Source organism: Streptomyces sp. NPDC047079 (genome assembly GCF_040643755.1).
Classification (GTDB): Bacteria; Actinomycetota; Actinomycetes; order Streptomycetales; family Streptomycetaceae; genus Streptomyces.
The window spans coordinates 38,222-55,774 of the sequence record NZ_JBEYUZ010000007.1; the positions used below are offsets into that span (position 1 = coordinate 38,222).

12 protein-coding genes are annotated in these 17,553 nt (G+C 72.0%); 4 read left to right on the forward strand and 8 right to left on the reverse strand.

The features are described from left to right. Positions 1-19: 19 nt before the first annotated feature. The 4 genes from ABZ823_RS12340 to ABZ823_RS12355 all read right to left on the reverse strand — a co-directional run bounded on the left by ABZ823_RS12340 (position 20) and on the right by ABZ823_RS12355 (position 3,946). Complete coding sequence (locus tag ABZ823_RS12340; protein WP_361657626.1) at positions 20-640, reverse strand: Tat pathway signal sequence domain protein; 621 nt, start codon at positions 638-640, stop codon at positions 20-22. Continuing rightward, a complete protein-coding gene (locus ABZ823_RS12345; RefSeq protein WP_361657629.1) occupies positions 637-1,059 on the reverse strand; it encodes a hypothetical protein in 423 nt (140 codons plus the stop codon). Before ABZ823_RS12345 ends, ABZ823_RS12340 begins: the two co-directional genes overlap by 4 nt. Before the next feature lie 63 nt (positions 1,060-1,122). Further along, positions 1,123-1,611, reverse strand: coding sequence for a hotdog fold thioesterase (locus tag ABZ823_RS12350; RefSeq protein ID WP_361657632.1), 489 nt, complete (start codon positions 1,609-1,611; stop codon positions 1,123-1,125). A gap of 55 nt (positions 1,612-1,666) precedes the next feature. Further along, positions 1,667-3,946, reverse strand: a complete 2,280-nt coding sequence (locus tag ABZ823_RS12355; protein ID WP_361657635.1) for an FdhF/YdeP family oxidoreductase — start codon at positions 3,944-3,946, stop codon at positions 1,667-1,669. Between the two features lie 355 nt (positions 3,947-4,301). Between ABZ823_RS12355 and polA the strand changes: the two genes are divergently transcribed. Next, positions 4,302-7,028 (forward strand): DNA polymerase I, encoded by a 2,727-nt coding sequence (polA, locus tag ABZ823_RS12360; RefSeq protein WP_361657638.1) that lies wholly within the window; start codon positions 4,302-4,304, stop codon positions 7,026-7,028. 90 nt (positions 7,029-7,118) lie between these two features. Here polA and ABZ823_RS12365 read toward each other — a convergent pair whose 3' ends face one another. After that, a complete protein-coding gene (locus tag ABZ823_RS12365; protein WP_361657641.1) occupies positions 7,119-7,973 on the reverse strand; it encodes a DUF4184 family protein in 855 nt (284 codons plus the stop codon). 270 nt (positions 7,974-8,243) lie between these two features. On the opposite strand from ABZ823_RS12365, the gene ABZ823_RS12370 reads away from it, so the two are divergent. Continuing rightward, positions 8,244-10,043, forward strand: a complete 1,800-nt coding sequence (locus ABZ823_RS12370) for a lytic murein transglycosylase (protein WP_361657644.1) — start codon at positions 8,244-8,246, stop codon at positions 10,041-10,043. Positions 10,044-10,368: 325 nt separating this feature from the next. Here the strand turns inward: ABZ823_RS12370 and hrpB are convergent, their stop codons facing one another. The 3 genes from hrpB to ABZ823_RS12385 all read right to left on the reverse strand — a co-directional run bounded on the left by hrpB (position 10,369) and on the right by ABZ823_RS12385 (position 14,375). Beyond that, entirely contained in the window at positions 10,369-12,933 is a 2,565-nt protein-coding gene (gene hrpB, locus ABZ823_RS12375; protein WP_361657647.1) for an ATP-dependent helicase HrpB, read from the reverse strand. A 33-nt stretch (positions 12,934-12,966) separates the two neighbouring features. Next, on the reverse strand, positions 12,967-13,293 hold the full coding sequence (locus ABZ823_RS12380) for a hypothetical protein (RefSeq protein WP_361657650.1): 327 nt from the start codon (positions 13,291-13,293) through the stop codon (positions 12,967-12,969). 221 nt (positions 13,294-13,514) lie between these two features. Next, entirely contained in the window at positions 13,515-14,375 is an 861-nt protein-coding gene (locus ABZ823_RS12385) for a class I SAM-dependent methyltransferase (RefSeq protein ID WP_361657653.1), read from the reverse strand. 343 nt (positions 14,376-14,718) lie between these two features. Here ABZ823_RS12385 and rpsA point away from each other — a divergent pair, with 343 nt between their 5' ends. Together rpsA and ABZ823_RS12395 are read left to right on the forward strand one after the other, a co-directional pair. Next, positions 14,719-16,212, forward strand: coding sequence for a 30S ribosomal protein S1 (gene rpsA / locus ABZ823_RS12390; RefSeq protein ID WP_361657656.1), 1,494 nt, complete (start codon positions 14,719-14,721; stop codon positions 16,210-16,212). Positions 16,213-16,594: 382 nt separating this feature from the next. Then, positions 16,595-17,533, forward strand: a complete 939-nt coding sequence (locus ABZ823_RS12395; protein ID WP_361657659.1) for a PAC2 family protein — start codon at positions 16,595-16,597, stop codon at positions 17,531-17,533. Positions 17,534-17,553: the final 20 nt, after the last annotated feature.

Genomic DNA, 17,553 nt, shown 5'->3' on the forward strand with positions numbered 1-17,553 from the left:
GTCTCGGCTGTTTTGGTGATTACCGGGAATGGTTGCCGCAGGCGACGTGCAGGGCCGCGGAGAGGTCATGTGCATAGCGCGGGCCGAGGATGTAACTGTGGTCCTCTATTGCGCGCGTATTACGCAGAGTTACGTCCAGGAAAGGGAGTCCGGCGTTCTCAGGTGCTTTTCCGCATTCGGTCACCTGCATGGTGATGGCGATCTTGCGGGCAGAACCTGCCTCGGTGCGGAAAGGGGGGCGTGGGATCGAGGTGACGGAAAGGCCCGCGTAGGGCTGGGCTATCCGGGTCACGGTGACCGGCGGGCCGGACTCCACGCTCAGCCTCACCGAGAGGCTGAAGCTTCGGGGCGGGGCGCCCCGGGGTGTGGGCCGCGTGTGCAGGTAGGCGATGGTGACGACCTGGGAGGGGTACGGCGGGGGTGGTGACGGCGGTTTCTGCTGCCGGGTGGCGTAGAGGTAGCCGCCGGCCGCGAGTAGGGCGGCCACCGCTGTCGCTGCGAGGAGTAAGGGACGGTGCCGGTCGTGGAGCCGGGCGAGGCGTCGCTGCGGAGGGCGGCCGGGCGGGGGCGAGTCGTCCGGCCGCGAGTCGTCCCGCGCGCGCGTGCCCTCGCCCGGCTCGACGGGACCGACGCCGCTCACTGCCAGGGGCCCTTGCTCGGGCCGCCGCCGCGGTACCAGTCGGCGCAGCCCTCACGCGTCCGACGGTCTATCAACCGGCTGGCGGCTCGGGCGCCTTGACGATGCTTCTCCGACCGGGCCGCGGCCACGACCGTCCGCAGGATCTCGTACTGCCCGTTGGACAGACCCATCGACTGGTAGTCCCCGTAGGTGTCGCTGTCCAGCACCTTGCGGGACCAGTACGCGACGACCCGCGCGCACAACTCCTCGGCGGGCGTGGCCCGCGGTGGCGCCGAGGCGGAAACGGCCGCCTCGGTGCCCGTCGCGCCGGCGGAGCCGGACGGGGCGCAGGCGGCCGTCGTCACACCCGTCAGGAGGGCCAGTCCGAGCAAGAGCCCCAGCACCGTCAGCCCCCGCCCGGGGGCTCCTGCCGTCGCCATGCCCTGACGCTAAGGCGCCGGTGGCCCCAGGGGCAACGGCGCTGCGGACGCCGGCTTCCCGCCTCAGCCGGCGTCGGGCAGCTGGTCCCCGTCGCCCGGCCGCACATCGCGCAGCAGACAGGTCAGCCGGGCCGTGCACACCCGCTTGCCGTCCTCGTCGCTGATCACGATCTCGTACGTCGCCGTGGACCGCCCCCGGTGGACGGGCGTGGCGACGCCGGTGACCATGCCGGAGCGCACGCCCCGGTGGTGGGTGCAGTTCAGGTCGACGCCGACGACGATCTTGGAGCTGCCTCCGTGGAGCATGGACCCGACCGAGCCGAGGGTCTCGGCGAGGACGGCGGAGGCACCCCCGTGGAGCAGTCCGTAGGGCTGGGTGTTGCCCTCCACGGGCATCGTGCCGACCACTCGCTCCGCGGCGGCCTCGACGATCTGGACGCCCATACGGGTGCCGAGGTGTCCGGCGGAGAACAGGGCGGGCAGGTCGACGCCGAGCGCGGCGTACTCGTCTATGACCTCTCGCGGGAACTTCACGGGGTGCTGCTCGCCCATGGGGCACGGCTCCGTTCATCGGTGATCAGTCACTCGGATGTCGCTGAGCAAACGCTCAGTCGGTCGCCGATTGTTCCAGGCGCACCACGACGGACTTGCTCGCGGGGGTGTTGCTGGTGTCGGCGGTGGCGTCCAGCGGAACCAGGACGTTGGTCTCCGGGTAGTAGGCGGCCGCGCAGCCACGGGCCGTGGGGTAGTGCACCACGCGGAAGCCGGGGGCGCGCCGTTCGACGCCGTCCTTCCACTCGCTCACCAGGTCGACGTACGACCCGTCCGCCGCGCCCAGGGCCCGTGCGTCCTCCGGGTTCACCAGCACCACCCGGCGGCCGTTGGTGATGCCCCGGTAGCGGTCGTCGAGGCCGTAGATCGTGGTGTTGTACTGGTCGTGCGAGCGCAGGGTCTGCAACAGCAGCCGGCCCTCGGGCAGCCTCGGGTACTCCACGGGGGCCGCCGTGAAGTTGGCCTTGCCGGTGGCGGTGGGGAAGCGGCGCTCGTCACGCGGCGCGTGGGGGAGCGCGAAGCCGCCGGGGCGGGCCACGCGCGCGTTGAAGTCCTCGAAACCGGGGATCACACGGGCGATGCGGTCGCGGATGGTTGCGTAGTCCTTCTCGAACTCCTCCCATGGCACCTTGCTGCCGTCGCCGAGCACACGACGGGCGAGGCGGCAGACGATGGCGGGCTCGGAGAGCAGGTGCGGGCTCGCCGGTTCCAGACGGCCACGGGAGGCGTGCACCATGCCCATGGAGTCCTCGACGGTCACGAACTGCTCGCCGCCGCCCTGCAGATCGCGCTCGGTGCGGCCCAGGGTGGGCAGGATCAGGGCACGCGCGCCGGTGACGGTGTGCGAGCGGTTCAGCTTCGTCGACACGTGCACGGTGAGACGGGCCCGGCGCATGGCCGCCTCGGTCACCTCGGTGTCGGGCGACGCGGACACGAAGTTGCCGCCCATCGCGAAGAAGACCTTCGCCTCGCCGTCCCGCAGCGCGCGGATGGCCCGTACGACGTCGTAGCCGTGCTCGCGCGGCGGCGCGAACCCGAACTCCCTCTCCAGGGCGGCCAGGAAGGCGGGCGCCGGCCGCTCGAAGATGCCCATGGTGCGGTCGCCCTGCACGTTCGAGTGACCGCGCACCGGGCACACGCCCGCGCCGGGGCGGCCGATGTTGCCGCGCAGCAGCAGGAAGTTGACCACCTCGCGGATGGTGGGCACGGCGTGCTTGTGCTGGGTGAGACCCATGGCCCAGCAGACGATGGTGCGCTGCGAGGCGAGGACCATCCGCAGGGCCTGGTCGATCTCGGCGCGGGTGAGACCGGTCGCGGTCAGCGTCTCGTCCCAGTCGGCGGTGCGGGCCGCCTCGGCGAACTCCTCGAAGCCGTGGGTGTGCTCGCGCACGAACTCCTCGTCGACCGCTCCCTCCGTCTCCAGGACCAGCTTGTTGAGGAGACGGAACAGGGCCTGGTCGCCGCCGATGCGGATCTGCAGGAACAGGTCGGTCAGGGCGGCACCCCTGAGCACGCCCTGGGGGGTCTGCGGATTCTTGAAGCGCTCCAGGCCCGCCTCGGGCAGCGGGTTGACGCTGATGATCCTCGCCCCGTTCGCCTTGGCCTTCTCCAGGGCCGAGAGCATGCGCGGGTGGTTGGTGCCGGGGTTCTGCCCGGCGACGATGATCAGGTCCGCCTTGTAGAGGTCCTCGAGCAGCACGCTGCCCTTGCCGATGCCGATCGTCTCGGAGAGCGCGGAGCCGGACGACTCATGGCACATGTTGGAGCAGTCGGGCAGGTTGTTGGTGCCCAGCTCGCGGGCGAAGAGCTGGTAGAGGAACGCGGCCTCGTTGCTGGTGCGGCCCGAGGTGTAGAAGACGGCCTCGTCCGGGGAGTCCAGCGCGGCGATCTCCTCGGCGACTATGTCGAAGGCGCGCTCCCAGGTGACCGGCTCGTAGCGGTCGCCCCCTTCGGGGAGGTACACGGGGTGCGTCAGCCGGCCCTGCTGGCCCAGCCAGTAGCCGCTGCGGGTCGCGAGGTCGGCCACGGGATGCGCGGCGAAGAACTCCGGGGTGACCCGGCGCAGGGTGGCCTCCTCCGCGACCGCCTTCGCGCCGTTCTCACAGAACTCCGCCGTGTGCCGGTGGTCGGGCTCGGGCCAGGCACAGCCCGGGCAGTCGAAGCCGTCCTTCTGGTTGACGCGGAGGAGGGTGAGCGCGGTGCGCCGCACGCCCATCTGCTGCTGGGCGATGCGCAGGGTGTGTCCGATGGCGGGCAGCCCCGCTGCCGCGTGCTTCGGCGCGCCGACCTGCGGCGCGTCCTGAACCGGGTCCCCCGTGGGCGGCTTGCTGGCCATCTGGGCCCTCCCCTTCGCGTACACCTGCCTTGTGAGGTACGTCTCCGATCCTCGCACGTGCCGCTGACAACGATCACGTCCGGTCACCGGCGGAACAGCGCTGTGCGCTGTGCCACGGTGGCGCGCCGCCGGGCGACGCTTCGTCGCCCGGAGCACGCGGTCGGTGAGACCGTGCGGTCACGGCGGCCCACCGCGGTGCGCCGCCGTGGCGCTTCGGCACGGCGGGGCTCCCGCGGCCGGGCCGCCGAACCGGCCGGCCCCGCACCGCCGGGCCCCCGAACCGGCCCCCGCACCGCCGGGCCCCCGGTGGCCCGGGCGGGGCCGAGTGTCAGTGGAGCGTGGCAGGATCGGGGGCGTGGCAGAAACAGCATCGAAGAAGACCGAGAAGACCTCCGGCGGCGGCCGTCCCCGGCTGATGCTCATGGATGGGCACTCACTGGCCTACCGCGCGTTCTTCGCGCTGCCCGCGGAGAACTTCACGACCGCGACGGGCCAGCCGACGAACGCGATCTACGGCTTCACGTCGATGCTGGCGAACACGCTGCGCGACGAGGCGCCCACGCACTTCGCGGTGGCGTTCGACGTCTCCCGCAAGACCTGGCGCTCCGAGGAGTTCACGGAGTACAAGGCGAACCGGTCGAAGACCCCGGACGAGTTCAAGGGCCAGGTCGAGCTGATCGGCGAGCTGCTGGACGCGATGCACGCCCACCGCTTCGCCGTCGAGGGGTACGAGGCGGACGACGTCATCGCCACGCTCGCCACCCAGGCCGAGGCCGAGGGCTTCGAGGTGCTGATCGTCACCGGGGACCGGGACTCCTTCCAGCTGGTCTCCGAGCACACCACGGTGCTCTACCCGACGAAGGGCGTCTCCGAGCTGACCCGGTTCACTCCGGAGAAGGTCGTCGAGAAGTACGGACTGACGCCGGCGCAGTATCCGGACTTCGCGGCGCTGCGCGGCGACCCGTCGGACAACCTTCCGGGCATTCCGGGCGTCGGCGAGAAGACGGCCGCGAAGTGGATCAACCAGTTCGGCTCGTTCGCGGAGCTGGTGGAGCGCGTCGACGAGGTCAAGGGCAAGGCAGGGCAGAATCTGCGCGACCACCTGGAGTCGGTGAAGCTGAACCGCCGGCTCACGGAGCTGGAGCGGCGGGTCGAGCTGACGAAGGCGGTCGCCGACCTCGAGCGGGCCCCCTACGACCGCAAGGCCGTCGCGATGATCCTGGACACCCTGGAGATCAGGAACCCCTCGCTGCGCGAGCGGCTCTTCGCCGTCGACCCCGGGGCCCAGGAGGCCGAGACGACGCCGGTCCAGGCGCACGGCGTCGAACTGGACGGCGCGGTGCTGGGCGCGGGCGAGCTGAAGCCGTGGCTCTCCGAGCACGGCGACCAGCTCCTCGGCCTGGCCACGGTCGACTCATGGGGCCTCGGCGTGGGCGCGGTGGCGGAGATCGCGCTGGCCGCGGCCGACGGGGCGGCGGCGTGGTTCGACCCGACGCAGCTGGACGAGACGGACGAGAAGGCGTTCGCGCAGTGGCTCTCCGACCCGGCCAGGCCCAAGGTGCTGCACAACGCCAAGGGCGCGATGCGTGTCTTCCCCGAGCACGGCTGGTCCCTGGAGGGCGTGACCATGGACACGGCGCTCGCCGCGTACCTGGTCAAGCCGGGCCGCCGTTCCTTCGCGCTGGACGCGCTGTCGCTGGAGTACCTCGGGCGGGAGCTGGCACCCGCGGCCACGGCGGACGGTCAGCTCGCGTTCGGCGCCGACGAGGGTGCCGAGGCCGAGGCGCTGATGATCCAGGCGCGCGCGATCCTCGACCTCGGCGAGGCATTCGAGGAGAAGCTGCGGGAGGTCGGTGCGGCGGACCTGCTGCGCGACATGGAGCTGCCCGTCTCCGCTCTGCTCGCCCGTATGGAGCGGTACGGCATCGCGGCGGACCGCACGCATCTGGAGGCCATGGAGCAGCTGTTCGCGGGCGCCACCCAGCAGGCGGTGAAGGAGGCGCACGCGGCGGCGGGGCATGAGTTCAACCTGGGCTCGCCCAAGCAGCTCCAGGAGGTCCTCTTCGGAGAGCTGGGCCTGCCCAGGACGAAGAAGACCAAGACGGGCTACACGACGGACGCCGACGCGCTGGCGTGGCTCGCCACCCAGACCGACAACGAGCTGCCGGTAGTCATGCTGCGTCACCGTGAGCAGGCGAAGCTGCGCGTGACCGTCGAGGGCCTGATCAAGACGATCGCGGCGGACGGCCGGATCCACACCACGTTCAACCAGACGGTCGCGGCGACCGGCCGCCTGTCGTCGACCGACCCGAACCTTCAGAACATCCCGGTCCGCACGGACGAGGGCAGGGCGATCCGCCGCGGCTTCGTGGTGGGCGAGGGCTTCGAGTCCCTGATGACGGCGGACTACAGCCAAATCGAGCTGCGCGTGATGGCGCACCTGTCGGAGGACGAGGGGCTGATCCAGGCGTTCACCTCCGGGGAGGACCTGCACACCACGGTGGCCTCCCAGGTGTTCGGTGTGGCCCGCGACGCGGTGGACGCGGAGATGCGCCGCAAGATCAAGGCCATGTCGTACGGCCTGGCGTACGGTCTGTCGGCATTCGGCCTGTCCCAGCAGCTGAACATCGAGGCCGCGGAGGCCCGGGCCCTGATGGACACGTACTTCGAGCGCTTCGGCGGGGTGCGGGACTATCTGCGCCGTGTGGTGGACGAGGCACGGGCCACCGGCTACACCGAGACGCTCTTCGGCCGGCGGCGGTACCTCCCCGACCTGAACAGCGACAACCGTCAGCGCCGGGAAATGGCGGAACGCATGGCGCTGAACGCTCCGATCCAGGGCACGGCGGCGGACATCGTCAAGATGGCCATGCTGCACGTGGACCGGGCCCTGCGCGACGCCGGCCTCCACTCCCGCATGCTCCTCCAGGTCCACGACGAAATCGTCCTGGAGATCGCTCCCGGCGAGCGCCAGAAGGCGGAGGAGCTGGTCCGCCGGGAGATGGCGGGTGCGGTTCAGCTGCGGGCACCGCTGGATGTCTCGGTGGGAGACGGGGCGGACTGGGAGTCGGCGGCGCACTAAGGGGTCCTTGCACTAAGCCCATGGTGCAAGGACCCCCAAAGCGGACCGGCCCGAGGACGCCGGGCGCGGCGCGGGGTACGGGGGACGAGGTCAGCGGGACGTCGGCCGGGTCGGTTCCGGTCGCGGGGCGGACGGGTCGGCGGCGGCCGGACGCAATGCCCTGACCCCGGCCACATACAGCGCCAGCCCGACGGCGAGCCCGGCGCCCGCCCCGAAGCACACCGGGGGGATCACATCCCACGGCTTCGCGGTCGCCCCCCAGTAGGCCCACCACCGGGACGCCCGCCGCACCGCGCCCACCGTCGCGCATCCGCCGATCACCGCACCGGCCAGCCACCGGTCGGCCCGGGACAGCAGCGGCACCCTCGACCCCGTGGCCGGACCGGCCGGCATCCGCCGCAGCAGGACCGTCACGGCCACCGCGATCACCACCGCCGCCCCCGCGGAACTGCCGTATTGCAGGTACGTGTACAGCGGTACTCCGGAGAACGGCCTCCCCAGCACCGGAAACAACCGCACCCCCCACCGGTCGAGATGGGTGAACGCATCCCACACGACATGGGTCAGCGCACCCAGCACCGCCGAGACGTACCACCGGAGTACCAACGGAGGCGAGACCTTACGCAGCGGTGTGCCACAGCGCACCAGGGCCGCCACCCGCCCCTGCGCCGACCGCGGCAGGAGTGCCACCACCGGTTCCCGCAGCAGCAGCCACGCTCCCACCAGGGCCCACGCGATCAGCACGTCCACCGTGAACACCCCGGCGAAGGAGTGGGTGACGGCACCGAAGTCCATGGCTCCGGACGCCGCGCTCGCCGCGAAGTACGTCATGTCGGGTGCGAAGGAGCCCGCGACGAGAACCGAGGGCACCAGTCGTCCGCGCCCGGACCCGTCCGCGCGCACGGCGGGCAGCACGGCCGCGGCATGGCTGAGGGTGAACGGCAATTCGGCTCCCTCGGCAGACGTTGACCGGGCACAACCACCCGGCGATCACAGACCTCCAGTATGAGGGACGCATGAAACGGGTGAGGTGATCCGCCCCGCGCCTGTGTCCAGGCCAAGGGCGCATGGCCAACTGGTGAAAACCGGGCATCAACGGGTGTCGGGTCGACGGAAGTTGTCGTAGGGTCACTTGGTCGCCGTGCCGGGGAGCGCGGCGGCGCACATAAAGGGCGCACCCCTACACAAGGGTCGTCGACGGGAGGGGTTCACTCAATGGCGGCGCATTTCGGCAGGAGGCTGCGCAAGGGAGCGGCCACCACGGCTGTGGCCGCGGCCGCGGTCGCGGCTCTGGCGGCGTCCCAGGCTCCGGGAGTGACCACCGACGACCAGGGCAGACAGACCACCGGAGCGCAGGCCACGCCCGAGGCCGACGTCCCCGCCGTCGGCGGCGATCACGGCACCGCCACCGGCAACGGCGGCTACTACACGGACCTCCCGCCGCTTAACAGCCCCACCGAGTCCGCCGGCCCGGCCGTAGGCCCCACCCCCGCCGGCGGCGTGGGAGCCGCCGAGGCGGGCATACCGGCCACCGTCCTGGAGGCCTACAAGAAGGCGGCCTCGGAGCTCCAGCGGTCCAAGCCCGGCTGCAACCTGCCCTGGCAACTGCTCGCCGCCATCGGCAAGGTCGAGTCCGGACAGGCCCGTGGCGGCCAGGTCGACGCGGACGGCACGACGTACTCGAAGATCCTCGGCCCGCTCCTGGACGGCAACGGCTTCGCGAACATCAAGGACACCGACCACGGTGCCTACGACGGCGACACCACCTACGACCGCGCCGTCGGCCCGATGCAGTTCATCCCCTCGACCTGGGCATGGGCGGGTCGTGACGGCAACGGCGACGGTGCCAAGGACCCCAACAACATCTACGACGCCGCCCTCGCCGCCGGTCACTACCTGTGCCGCTCCGGCCGCGACCTGTCGGTCCAGTCCGACATGAACGCGGCGATCCTCGGCTACAACGCCTCGCAGGACTATCTGAACACCGTTCTGTCCTGGTACGAGTACTACCGCAAGGGCACCCACTCGATCCCCGACGGCAAGGGGGCGGTGCCCGGGCACCGTAGCGACGGCAACTCCGGCGGGAGCCGCGGCACCAAGTCGCCGGGGCCCCAGAAGCCCGGTACTGACAAGCCCGGCACCCACACGCCCGGTACTGACAAGCCCGGCACCCACACGCCCGGTACCGACAAGCCCGGCACCCACACGCCCGGCGGCACCAGCCCGTCTCCGGACCCGTCGACGCCGGGTACGCCGAACCCCAAGCCGCCCACCGCGAGCGACACGGTGGACCGCCTGGCGGACGCCGGTGCCGGCCGGCTGTCGGCCCGGACGGGCGACACGTTCGACCGGAAGATCGCGGTGACGGCCGTGACCAAGGCCGGCAAGGCGGTGCCGAAGGTCCGCGTGCGGTTCACGATCTCGGGTAACACGGACGCCGCGTTCGCGGGCGGCGAGACCGTGGCGACGGTCGTCACCGACGGTTCGGGCAAGGCCACCGCACCGGCGCTCGTCGCGGGGCAAAAGACGGGTGCGTTCACGGTCCGCGCCCTCCTCGTGGGCCGCAAGGTCACCGCCGGGTTCACGGCCACCGTCACCGAACGCCAGGCCGACGCCCTCGCCCGAACCAGCGACACCGCGCCGACCTGCACCCCGGGAGGCGAGTTCGCGGACCAGGTCGAGGTGAAGGCCACGTACAAGGGCGCCGTCGCGGACGGTGTCGCGGCCACCGCGACTCTCGTGAAGTCGGCCGACGACCAGACCGAGAACGACAAGGGCCCCTACTTCAAGGACGCCGACGGCAAGACCGTACGCACCCTCACGGGCCTGCACACCGACGCGCACGGTCTGCTCAAGCTCCCGAAGCTGTACGCCGACGACACCACGGGCACCTTCCTGCTCCGTGTCACCACCGCGGGCGGCGCGACCCTCACGGTCCAGCTGGACGTCGCGGCGGCAACCCCGTCGCCCAGCCCGACCTCCTCGGGCAGCCCGTCGCCGAGCCCCACCGCGTAGGCCCGCACCGGCCCGCTTACGACGGCGGCGTCCCTGCACCGCGCGGGGGCGCCGCCGCCTCGCGCGCGACGTGCTCTCCTCTCGCGCGCCCGTTGCCACGGCGCCTGACCTGACGGCCTATCAGTACAACCCGGGGGAGGCGACGCAAGGTCGGACTGATCCTGCTCGCCCTCGCCGTGCTCTTCACGGCGCTGTGCCCGCTGCTGCGCTCGTACGTCGTCCCGCGCGTGGCCAGGGTCCCCGCGAACCATGTCCCTCTTCCTGGAGGTGCACGGCCGCCGCCCGGACGGCCCGGCGCCCGTCGAGACTGCCGAGCCCGACCCCGTCACCGCCTGAGCCGCGCGCCGGTGTGCCGGGTCGGCTCCGCGCAGGAGGGGTCCTCGGGCCAGGGGTGCTTGGGGTACCGGCCCCGCAGCTCGGCCCGTACGGCCCGGTAACCCTCCCGCCAGAAGGAGGCGAGATCGGCGGTGACGGCGACGGGCCGCCCGGCGGGGGACAGCAGATGCACCAGCACCGGCACGCCGGCGATCGCGGGCGACTCCTGGAGCCCGAACATCTCCTGGAGCTTGACCGCGAGGACGGGCCGCTCGGGGTCGGCGTAGTCGATGCGGACGGCGGACCCGCTCGGGACGGTGATCCGCTCGGGCGCCAGCTCGTCGAGCCGGGCCGCGTCCCCGGTGGACCAGGGCAGCAGCCGGGTCAGGGCCTGCCCCGCGTCGATGCGCGCGAGGTCGGCGTGTCGCCGGGCACGGCTCAGCTCGGGCTCCAGCCACTCCTCCACGCGCGCGTGAAGAGCCTCGTCGGAGACGTCCGGCCAGGGATCGTCCAGGTGACGCCGCAGGAAGGCGAGCCGCTGCCGAAGGACGAGAGCCCCCGGCGGCCATCGCAACAGACCGAACCCCTCCTCCCGCAGTCCGGTCAGAAGGGCCTCCCGAACGAGGTCGGGGGCCGGGTCCCGCAGGGGCCGCACCGTCAGCTCGACGGCGCCTAGTCGTTCGACACTCCGGGCCACGACGTCCCTCTCGGCCCAGCGGACCTCCTCGGCCTCGGTGTGCAGGGTGGCGGCGGCCCGCCGTGCCACGTCCTCGTTCACCACCGCGGCGAGCCCCACGCGCGCGTGGACGTGGCCCACCGGCCGGTCGGCCACGGCGACCGCGAGCCAGGGAGCGCCGCGCAGTCCGGACCCGTCCCCCAACTCGGCACGGGTGCCGTTCACCATGAGGTACGAACCGCCGTCGGCCCGCGCGAGACGCTCGGGGAAGGCGAGCGCCGCGACGAGACCGACCGCCCGGTCGTCCGGGGCCGTCACCGGCCGGTCCGCCTCACGGGGCCGGGCCCCGTCCGCTCCGGCGGCGAGGCCGTTCGTCAGGGAGGTGACGGAGAAGAGGCCGTCCACCGCGGCCCGTAGCCGGCGCACCTCCTCCCGCCAGCGGGCCGCGTACGCGTCGCTCCCGCGCCGTGCCGCCCGCCAGGCACCCGCCAGATCGTCTCCGTACTCCCGCGGCGGCTCCTCGCTCAGCAGGGCGACCACCTCGGCGGCCCGGTCCACGCCGGCCTCCGGCGCCGCGTCCAGCAGCGCCCGGGCCAGCCGTGGATGCAGACCGAGCCGGGACATCCGCACGCCCCGTTCCGTGGCCCGTCCCGTCCCGTCCACGGCCCCGATCGCCGTCAGCACCGACCGCGCGGCCGCCATCGCCCCGCCCGGCGGGGCGTCCAGGAGCGCCAGCCCCGACGCGTCCGGATCGCCCCAGCACGCCGCCTGCAACGCGAACCCCGTCAGATCGGCGAGCCTGATCTCCGGCGCGGGGAACCGGGGCAGCCGCCCGTCCTCCGCCTCGGACCAGCAGCGGTAGACCCGGCCCGGAGCCTCACGCCCCGCCCGGCCCGCCCGCTGCCGTCCCGCCGCCTGCGAGGCCCGTACCGTCGCCAGCGCGCTCAGTGCGCGCGCGTGGTCCACCCGCGGCTCCCGAGCGAGCCCGGAGTCGACGACCACCCGCACTCCGGGCACCGTCAGCGACGACTCCGCCACGGCCGTCGCCAGTACCACCCGCCGCCCGGCACCGAGGGACAGCACCGCGTCCTGCACGAACGCCGGAGCCCGCCCGTGCACCTGAAGCACCTCGACGCCCGCCAGGTCCCCCAAGCGTCCCGCCACGCGCGCGATCTCCCCGACCCCGGGAAGGAAGCAGAGCACGTCGCCCTCGCACTCGGCGAGCGCCCGCCGCACCACCGACGTCACATGCGCCAACAGCGCCGGGTCCACGCGCAGTCCGTGCGGCGGCCGTACCGGACGCGCGGGAGGGGCCCACACCACCTCGACGGGATGCGACACCCCCTCCGCCTCGACGACCGGAGCCCCTCCCAGCAGCCGGGCCCAGCCCTCCGCGTCCGTGGTCGCGGAGGCCGCCACCAGCCGCAACTCGGGCCGCAGGGCCTGCCGTACGTCGAGCAGGAAGGCGGCGGCCGTGTCGGCGTCCAGGTGCCTCTCGTGGCACTCGTCGAGCACGACCACATCGACGCCCGTGAGTTCCTGGTCCCGTTGCAGGCGCTGCAGCAGCACACCGGTCGTGACGACCTCCACGCGCGCGTGCCTCCCCGTCACGCGCTCGCCGCGCACGGTGTACCCGACACTGTGGCCGGGCTTCTCCCCGAGCAGCCACGCCATCCGCCGGGCCGCGGCCCGCGCGGCGATCCGGCGCGGCTCCGCGACGACCACGCGGCGCGCCGGGCCGCCGCCCACGAGCCCGGCGAGGACCAGCGGTACGAGTGTCGTCTTGCCGGTGCCGGGCGGCGCGCACAGCACCGCGGCACCGTGCTCGTCGAGCGCGCCCCGAAGGGCGGGGACGGCGGAGCGGACGGGAAGGCGGTCGAGGGCGTCGTGGCGGATCACCGCACCAGTGTTCCAGGCGGTGCCGGTCCGGTGTCACGGGAGAAAGACGTGGTGGCAGCGCCGGCAGAACCGCTTACGGTGCCAGTCGGCCCGCCGCTTCGCGGCCTCGGCCACCTTGTCGCGCAGCGACACCAGCCAGAAGCCTCCGCCGGCCACCCCGACGAATCCCAGCCACGCCTCGGACAGGAGCAGGGCACAGCCCAGGGTGAGCAGTCCGAGCGGCGCCGTCCAGCGCTCGTCGTCGAGCGCGGGCCGTGCGAGGTGCGGCGCCCCGGCGCGCCGCTCGGCCGGGAGCGTCCTCCAGTACGCGCTGAGCTTCGTGGTCCTGTCGCTCCGCTCGCAGACCGGACAGACGTTCATGCGCGCAACCCCCCACCGCGTGGCACCGCTGACGGCAGCCCTGAGGGCGACTTGTCGACTCATCGTTTCTGCCCGGTCCGCACCGTGCGCACACGCGTGCGGACGCCGTCACCGCCGAGTGTCCGGAACCGCCCGGCGCGAGCCCTGAGCTGGGCCGCAGGGGCATGGCGGCCCAGCTCAGATCTCGGGCCGGTCTCCGGGCCCGGGCCCCGCCCCGTCCCTCAGTCCCGCTCGCACACGAAGATCGCCGTGCCCGGGATCAGGCTCCCGCGCAGCGGCGACCAGCCGCCCCACTCCGACGAGTTCCAGGCGGGCCACTGCGGCTCGACCAGATCGACGAGCCGGAAGCCGGACGCCGCGATGTCCCGCACCCGGTCACCCAGCGTGCGGTGGTGCTCCACGTAGACCGCCCGGCCGTCCTCGTCCTGCTCGACGTACGGGGTGCGGTCGAAGTACGAGGCCGACACCGACAGACCCTCGGGACCGGGCTCGTCCGGGAACGCCCAGCGGATCGGGTGCGTCACCGAGAAGACGAAGCGGCCGCCGGGGCGCAGCACCCGGCGCACCTCGCGCAGGACCAGGACCGGGTCCGCGACGAACGGCATCGCGCCGTACGCGGAGCACGCGAGGTCGAAGGAGCCGTCCCGGAAGGGCAGTGCCGCCGCGTCCGCTTGGATCAGGGGGAAGGTCCCGCCGATGCGAAGGGCGTGCTGGAGCTGGCGGTGGGAGAGGTCCAGGGCCACCGGACGCGCGCCCTGTCCGGCCAGCCAGCGCGAGCACTGCGCCGCGCCGGCGCCGATCTCCAGGACGTCCCTGCCCTTGAGGTCCTCCGGCGGGCCGAGCAGCTCGGCCTCGACCTCGTCGAGACCCTCGGGACCCCAGACGAAGCGGTCGTCGCCGAGGAACGTGCCGTGCTCGATCTGGTATTCGTCCGCGTTCCGGTCCCACCAGCCCCGGTTGGCCCGGGAACTCTCCGTGGCACCCGCGGCACGTCGGGTGGCTTCCGGCTCGGACTGCTCGGGCTCTTGGATGATCGGCTCCCTCGTCGTACTCTTCCGTCCAACCCGCCTCGGCGGTGTCACGGAAAAGGGTGTTCGGGCCCGTGCGGCTCGTGGCGTGTCCGGTGATCGGGTGGCGCCGCACGGCGTCTTGTGCCGGGAATGCGGCGATCCGCCCCGGGTGTGCGGCTTCGCGCATTGACCCTGCCCGGCTGCCCCCGTATGCTACAAGTTGCGCTGCGGGCCTGCGCACCTCAGACGTAGCAGGCTGCGCTCGCATCTGTTGTATGTCCCCTCGGTTGTCGAGGCGCCACAGGCTGTACCCGGTGTGGCGCTTCCTTGGCTGTCCGGCTTCTGCAGAGCGAAACGGGCTCCCGGCGTAAGCAGTACCTACGACTTCAATGTCCGTACCGGAGCCCTTTCCCACATGACGAGCAGCACCGAGACCACCGCCACCACCCCGCAGGTAGCGGTCAACGACATCGGTAACGAGGAAGCCTTCCTCGCAGCGATCGACGAGACGATCAAGTACTTCAACGACGGCGACATCGTCGACGGCGTCATCGTGAAGGTCGACCGGGACGAGGTCCTGCTCGACATCGGTTACAAGACCGAAGGTGTCATCCCGAGCCGCGAGCTCTCGATCAAGCACGACGTCGACCCGAACGAGGTCGTGGCCGTCGGCGACGAGATCGAGGCCCTGGTCCTCCAGAAGGAGGACAAGGAAGGCCGCCTGATCCTCTCGAAGAAGCGCGCCCAGTACGAGCGTGCCTGGGGCACGATCGAGAAGATCAAGGAAGAGGACGGCATCGTCACCGGTACCGTCATCGAGGTCGTCAAGGGTGGTCTCATCCTCGACATCGGCCTCCGCGGCTTCCTCCCGGCCTCCCTGGTCGAGATGCGCCGCGTCCGTGACCTCCAGCCGTACGTCGGCAAGGAGCTCGAGGCGAAGATCATCGAGCTGGACAAGAACCGCAACAACGTGGTCCTGTCCCGCCGCGCCTGGCTCGAGCAGACCCAGTCCGAGGTCCGCCAGACGTTCCTCACGACCCTCCAGAAGGGTCAGGTCCGCTCCGGTGTGGTCTCCTCGATCGTCAACTTCGGTGCCTTCGTGGACCTGGGTGGCGTCGATGGTCTGGTCCACGTCTCCGAGCTGTCCTGGAAGCACATCGACCACCCGTCCGAGGTCGTCGAGGTCGGCCAGGAGGTCACCGTCGAGGTCCTCGACGTCGACATGGACCGCGAGCGCGTCTCCCTGTCGCTGAAGGCGACCCAGGAAGACCCGTGGCAGCAGTTCGCCCGCACCCACCAGATCGGCCAGGTCGTGCCCGGTAAGGTCACGAAGCTGGTTCCGTTCGGTGCGTTCGTCCGCGTGGACGAGGGGATCGAGGGTCTGGTCCACATCTCCGAGCTGGCCGAGCGCCACGTGGAGATCCCGGAGCAGGTCGTCCAGGTCAACGACGAGATCTTCGTCAAGGTCATCGACATCGACCTCGAGCGCCGTCGCATCAGCCTCTCGCTGAAGCAGGCCAACGAGTCCTTCGGTGCCGACCCGGCCTCGGTCGAGTTCGACCCGACCCTGTACGGCATGGCCGCCTCGTACGACGACCAGGGCAACTACATCTACCCCGAGGGCTTCGACCCCGAGACCAACGACTGGCTCGAGGGCTACGAGAAGCAGCGCGAGGAGTGGGAGCGCCAGTACGCCGAGGCGCAGCAGCGCTTCGAGCAGCACCAGCAGCAGGTCATCAAGTCCCGCGAGGCGGACGCCGCTGCCGCCGCCGAGGGTGGCGAGGCTGCCGCTCCGGCCGCGACGGGCGGCGGTTCGTACTCCTCCGAGGGTGGCGACACCTCCGGCGCCCTGGCGTCGGACGAGGCGCTGGCTGCCCTGCGCGAGAAGCTGGCCGGCGGCCAGAGCTGATCGCTCGCCGCTAGGCGTTAGCCGATAGCTGAGGGCCCGCCCCCCACCTGGGGGGCGGGCCCTCAGTGCGTTGCCCCTCTCCATGGCCGTGAGGGCGCGTCCTGGCCGTACGGGTGCGTCGGTGCCGTTGGGCATGCGCGCGCCAAACAGGGAGCGGGATCCGCGAATACCTGACGGGCCGTGACCAGCCCTGTGCCCGCTTCCCCGGTGGACTCGCCTCCCAAGTCCACCCCGGCGGGCCCGCCACGCGCGCGAACCGGTCTCGTAGCCCGGCGGCGACCGTCCGGACCCGCAGAGGGGACAGGCGAAAGGGCCGGGGGCCGGGAATGCCCGCGCCCCAGGGCGTGTTGTGCCGGAGAGACACGAGGAGGAGCGGTCCACAGTGCTTGATCCGCAGGGTTTGTACGCATGGGAGCCGAAGGGGCTGGCCGTCGTCGACATGGCGCTCGCCCAGGAGTCGGCGGGCCTGGTCATGCTCTACCACTTCGACGGATACATCGACGCGGGCGAGACCGGCGACCAGATCGTCGACCGGCTCCTCGACTCGCTGCCCCACCAGGTCGTGGCCCGCTTCGACCACGACCGGCTCGTGGACTACCGCGCCCGCCGCCCGCTGCTCACCTTCAAGCGGGACCGCTGGACCGGTTACGAGGTCCCGGCCATCGAGGTACGCCTCGTCCAGGACGCCACCGGGGCGCCCTTCCTGTTGCTGTCCGGCCCCGAACCGGACGTGGAGTGGGAGCGGTTCGCCGCGGCCGTCCGGCAGATCGTGGAGCGGCTCGGCGTCCGTCTGGCCGTGAACTTCCACGGCATCCCCATGGGCGTGCCGCACACCCGTCCGGTGGGTCTCACCCCGCACGGCAACCGCACCGACCTCGTGCCGGGCCACCGCAGCCCCTTCGACGAGGCGCAGGTCCCCGGCAGTGCCGAGTCCCTGGTCGAATACCGGCTCATGGAGGCCGGACACGACGTCTTGGGCGTCGCCGCGCACGTCCCCCACTACATCGCCCGTTCCCCGTACCCGGACGCCGCGCTGACGGTTCTCGAGGCCATCACGGCCGCGACGGGTCTCGTCCTCCCGGGGATCGCGCACGGTCTGCGCGCGGACGCGCACCGCACGCAGACGGAGATCGAACGCCAGATCCAGGAGGGCGACGAGGAACTGGTCGCCCTCGTCCAGGGGCTCGAGCACCAGTACGACGCTGCTGCCGGTGCCGAGTCGCGCGGCAATATGCTCGCGGAGCCCGTCGACATCCCGTCCGCGGACGAGATCGGCCAGGAATTCGAGCGTTTTCTTGCGGAGCGCGAGGGCGAGGCCTGAAGCCTACGGCCTGCCACCGC

What these genes read in the sequence shown, in the direction of transcription:
- ABZ823_RS12370 (WP_361657644.1), top strand. Translation starts at nt 8,244, where the DNA reads ATGGCGGCGCATTTCGGCAGGAGGCTGCGCAAGGGAGCGGCCACCACG.
- ABZ823_RS12350 (WP_361657632.1), bottom strand. Translation starts at nt 1,611, where the DNA reads ATGGGCGAGCAGCACCCCGTGAAGTTCCCGCGAGAGGTCATAGACGAG.
- ABZ823_RS12355 (WP_361657635.1), bottom strand. Translation starts at nt 3,946, where the DNA reads ATGGCCAGCAAGCCGCCCACGGGGGACCCGGTTCAGGACGCGCCGCAG.
- ABZ823_RS12345 (WP_361657629.1), bottom strand. Translation starts at nt 1,059, where the DNA reads ATGGCGACGGCAGGAGCCCCCGGGCGGGGGCTGACGGTGCTGGGGCTC.
- ABZ823_RS12380 (WP_361657650.1), bottom strand. Translation starts at nt 13,293, where the DNA reads ATGAACGTCTGTCCGGTCTGCGAGCGGAGCGACAGGACCACGAAGCTC.
- rpsA (WP_361657656.1), top strand. Translation starts at nt 14,719, where the DNA reads ATGACGAGCAGCACCGAGACCACCGCCACCACCCCGCAGGTAGCGGTC.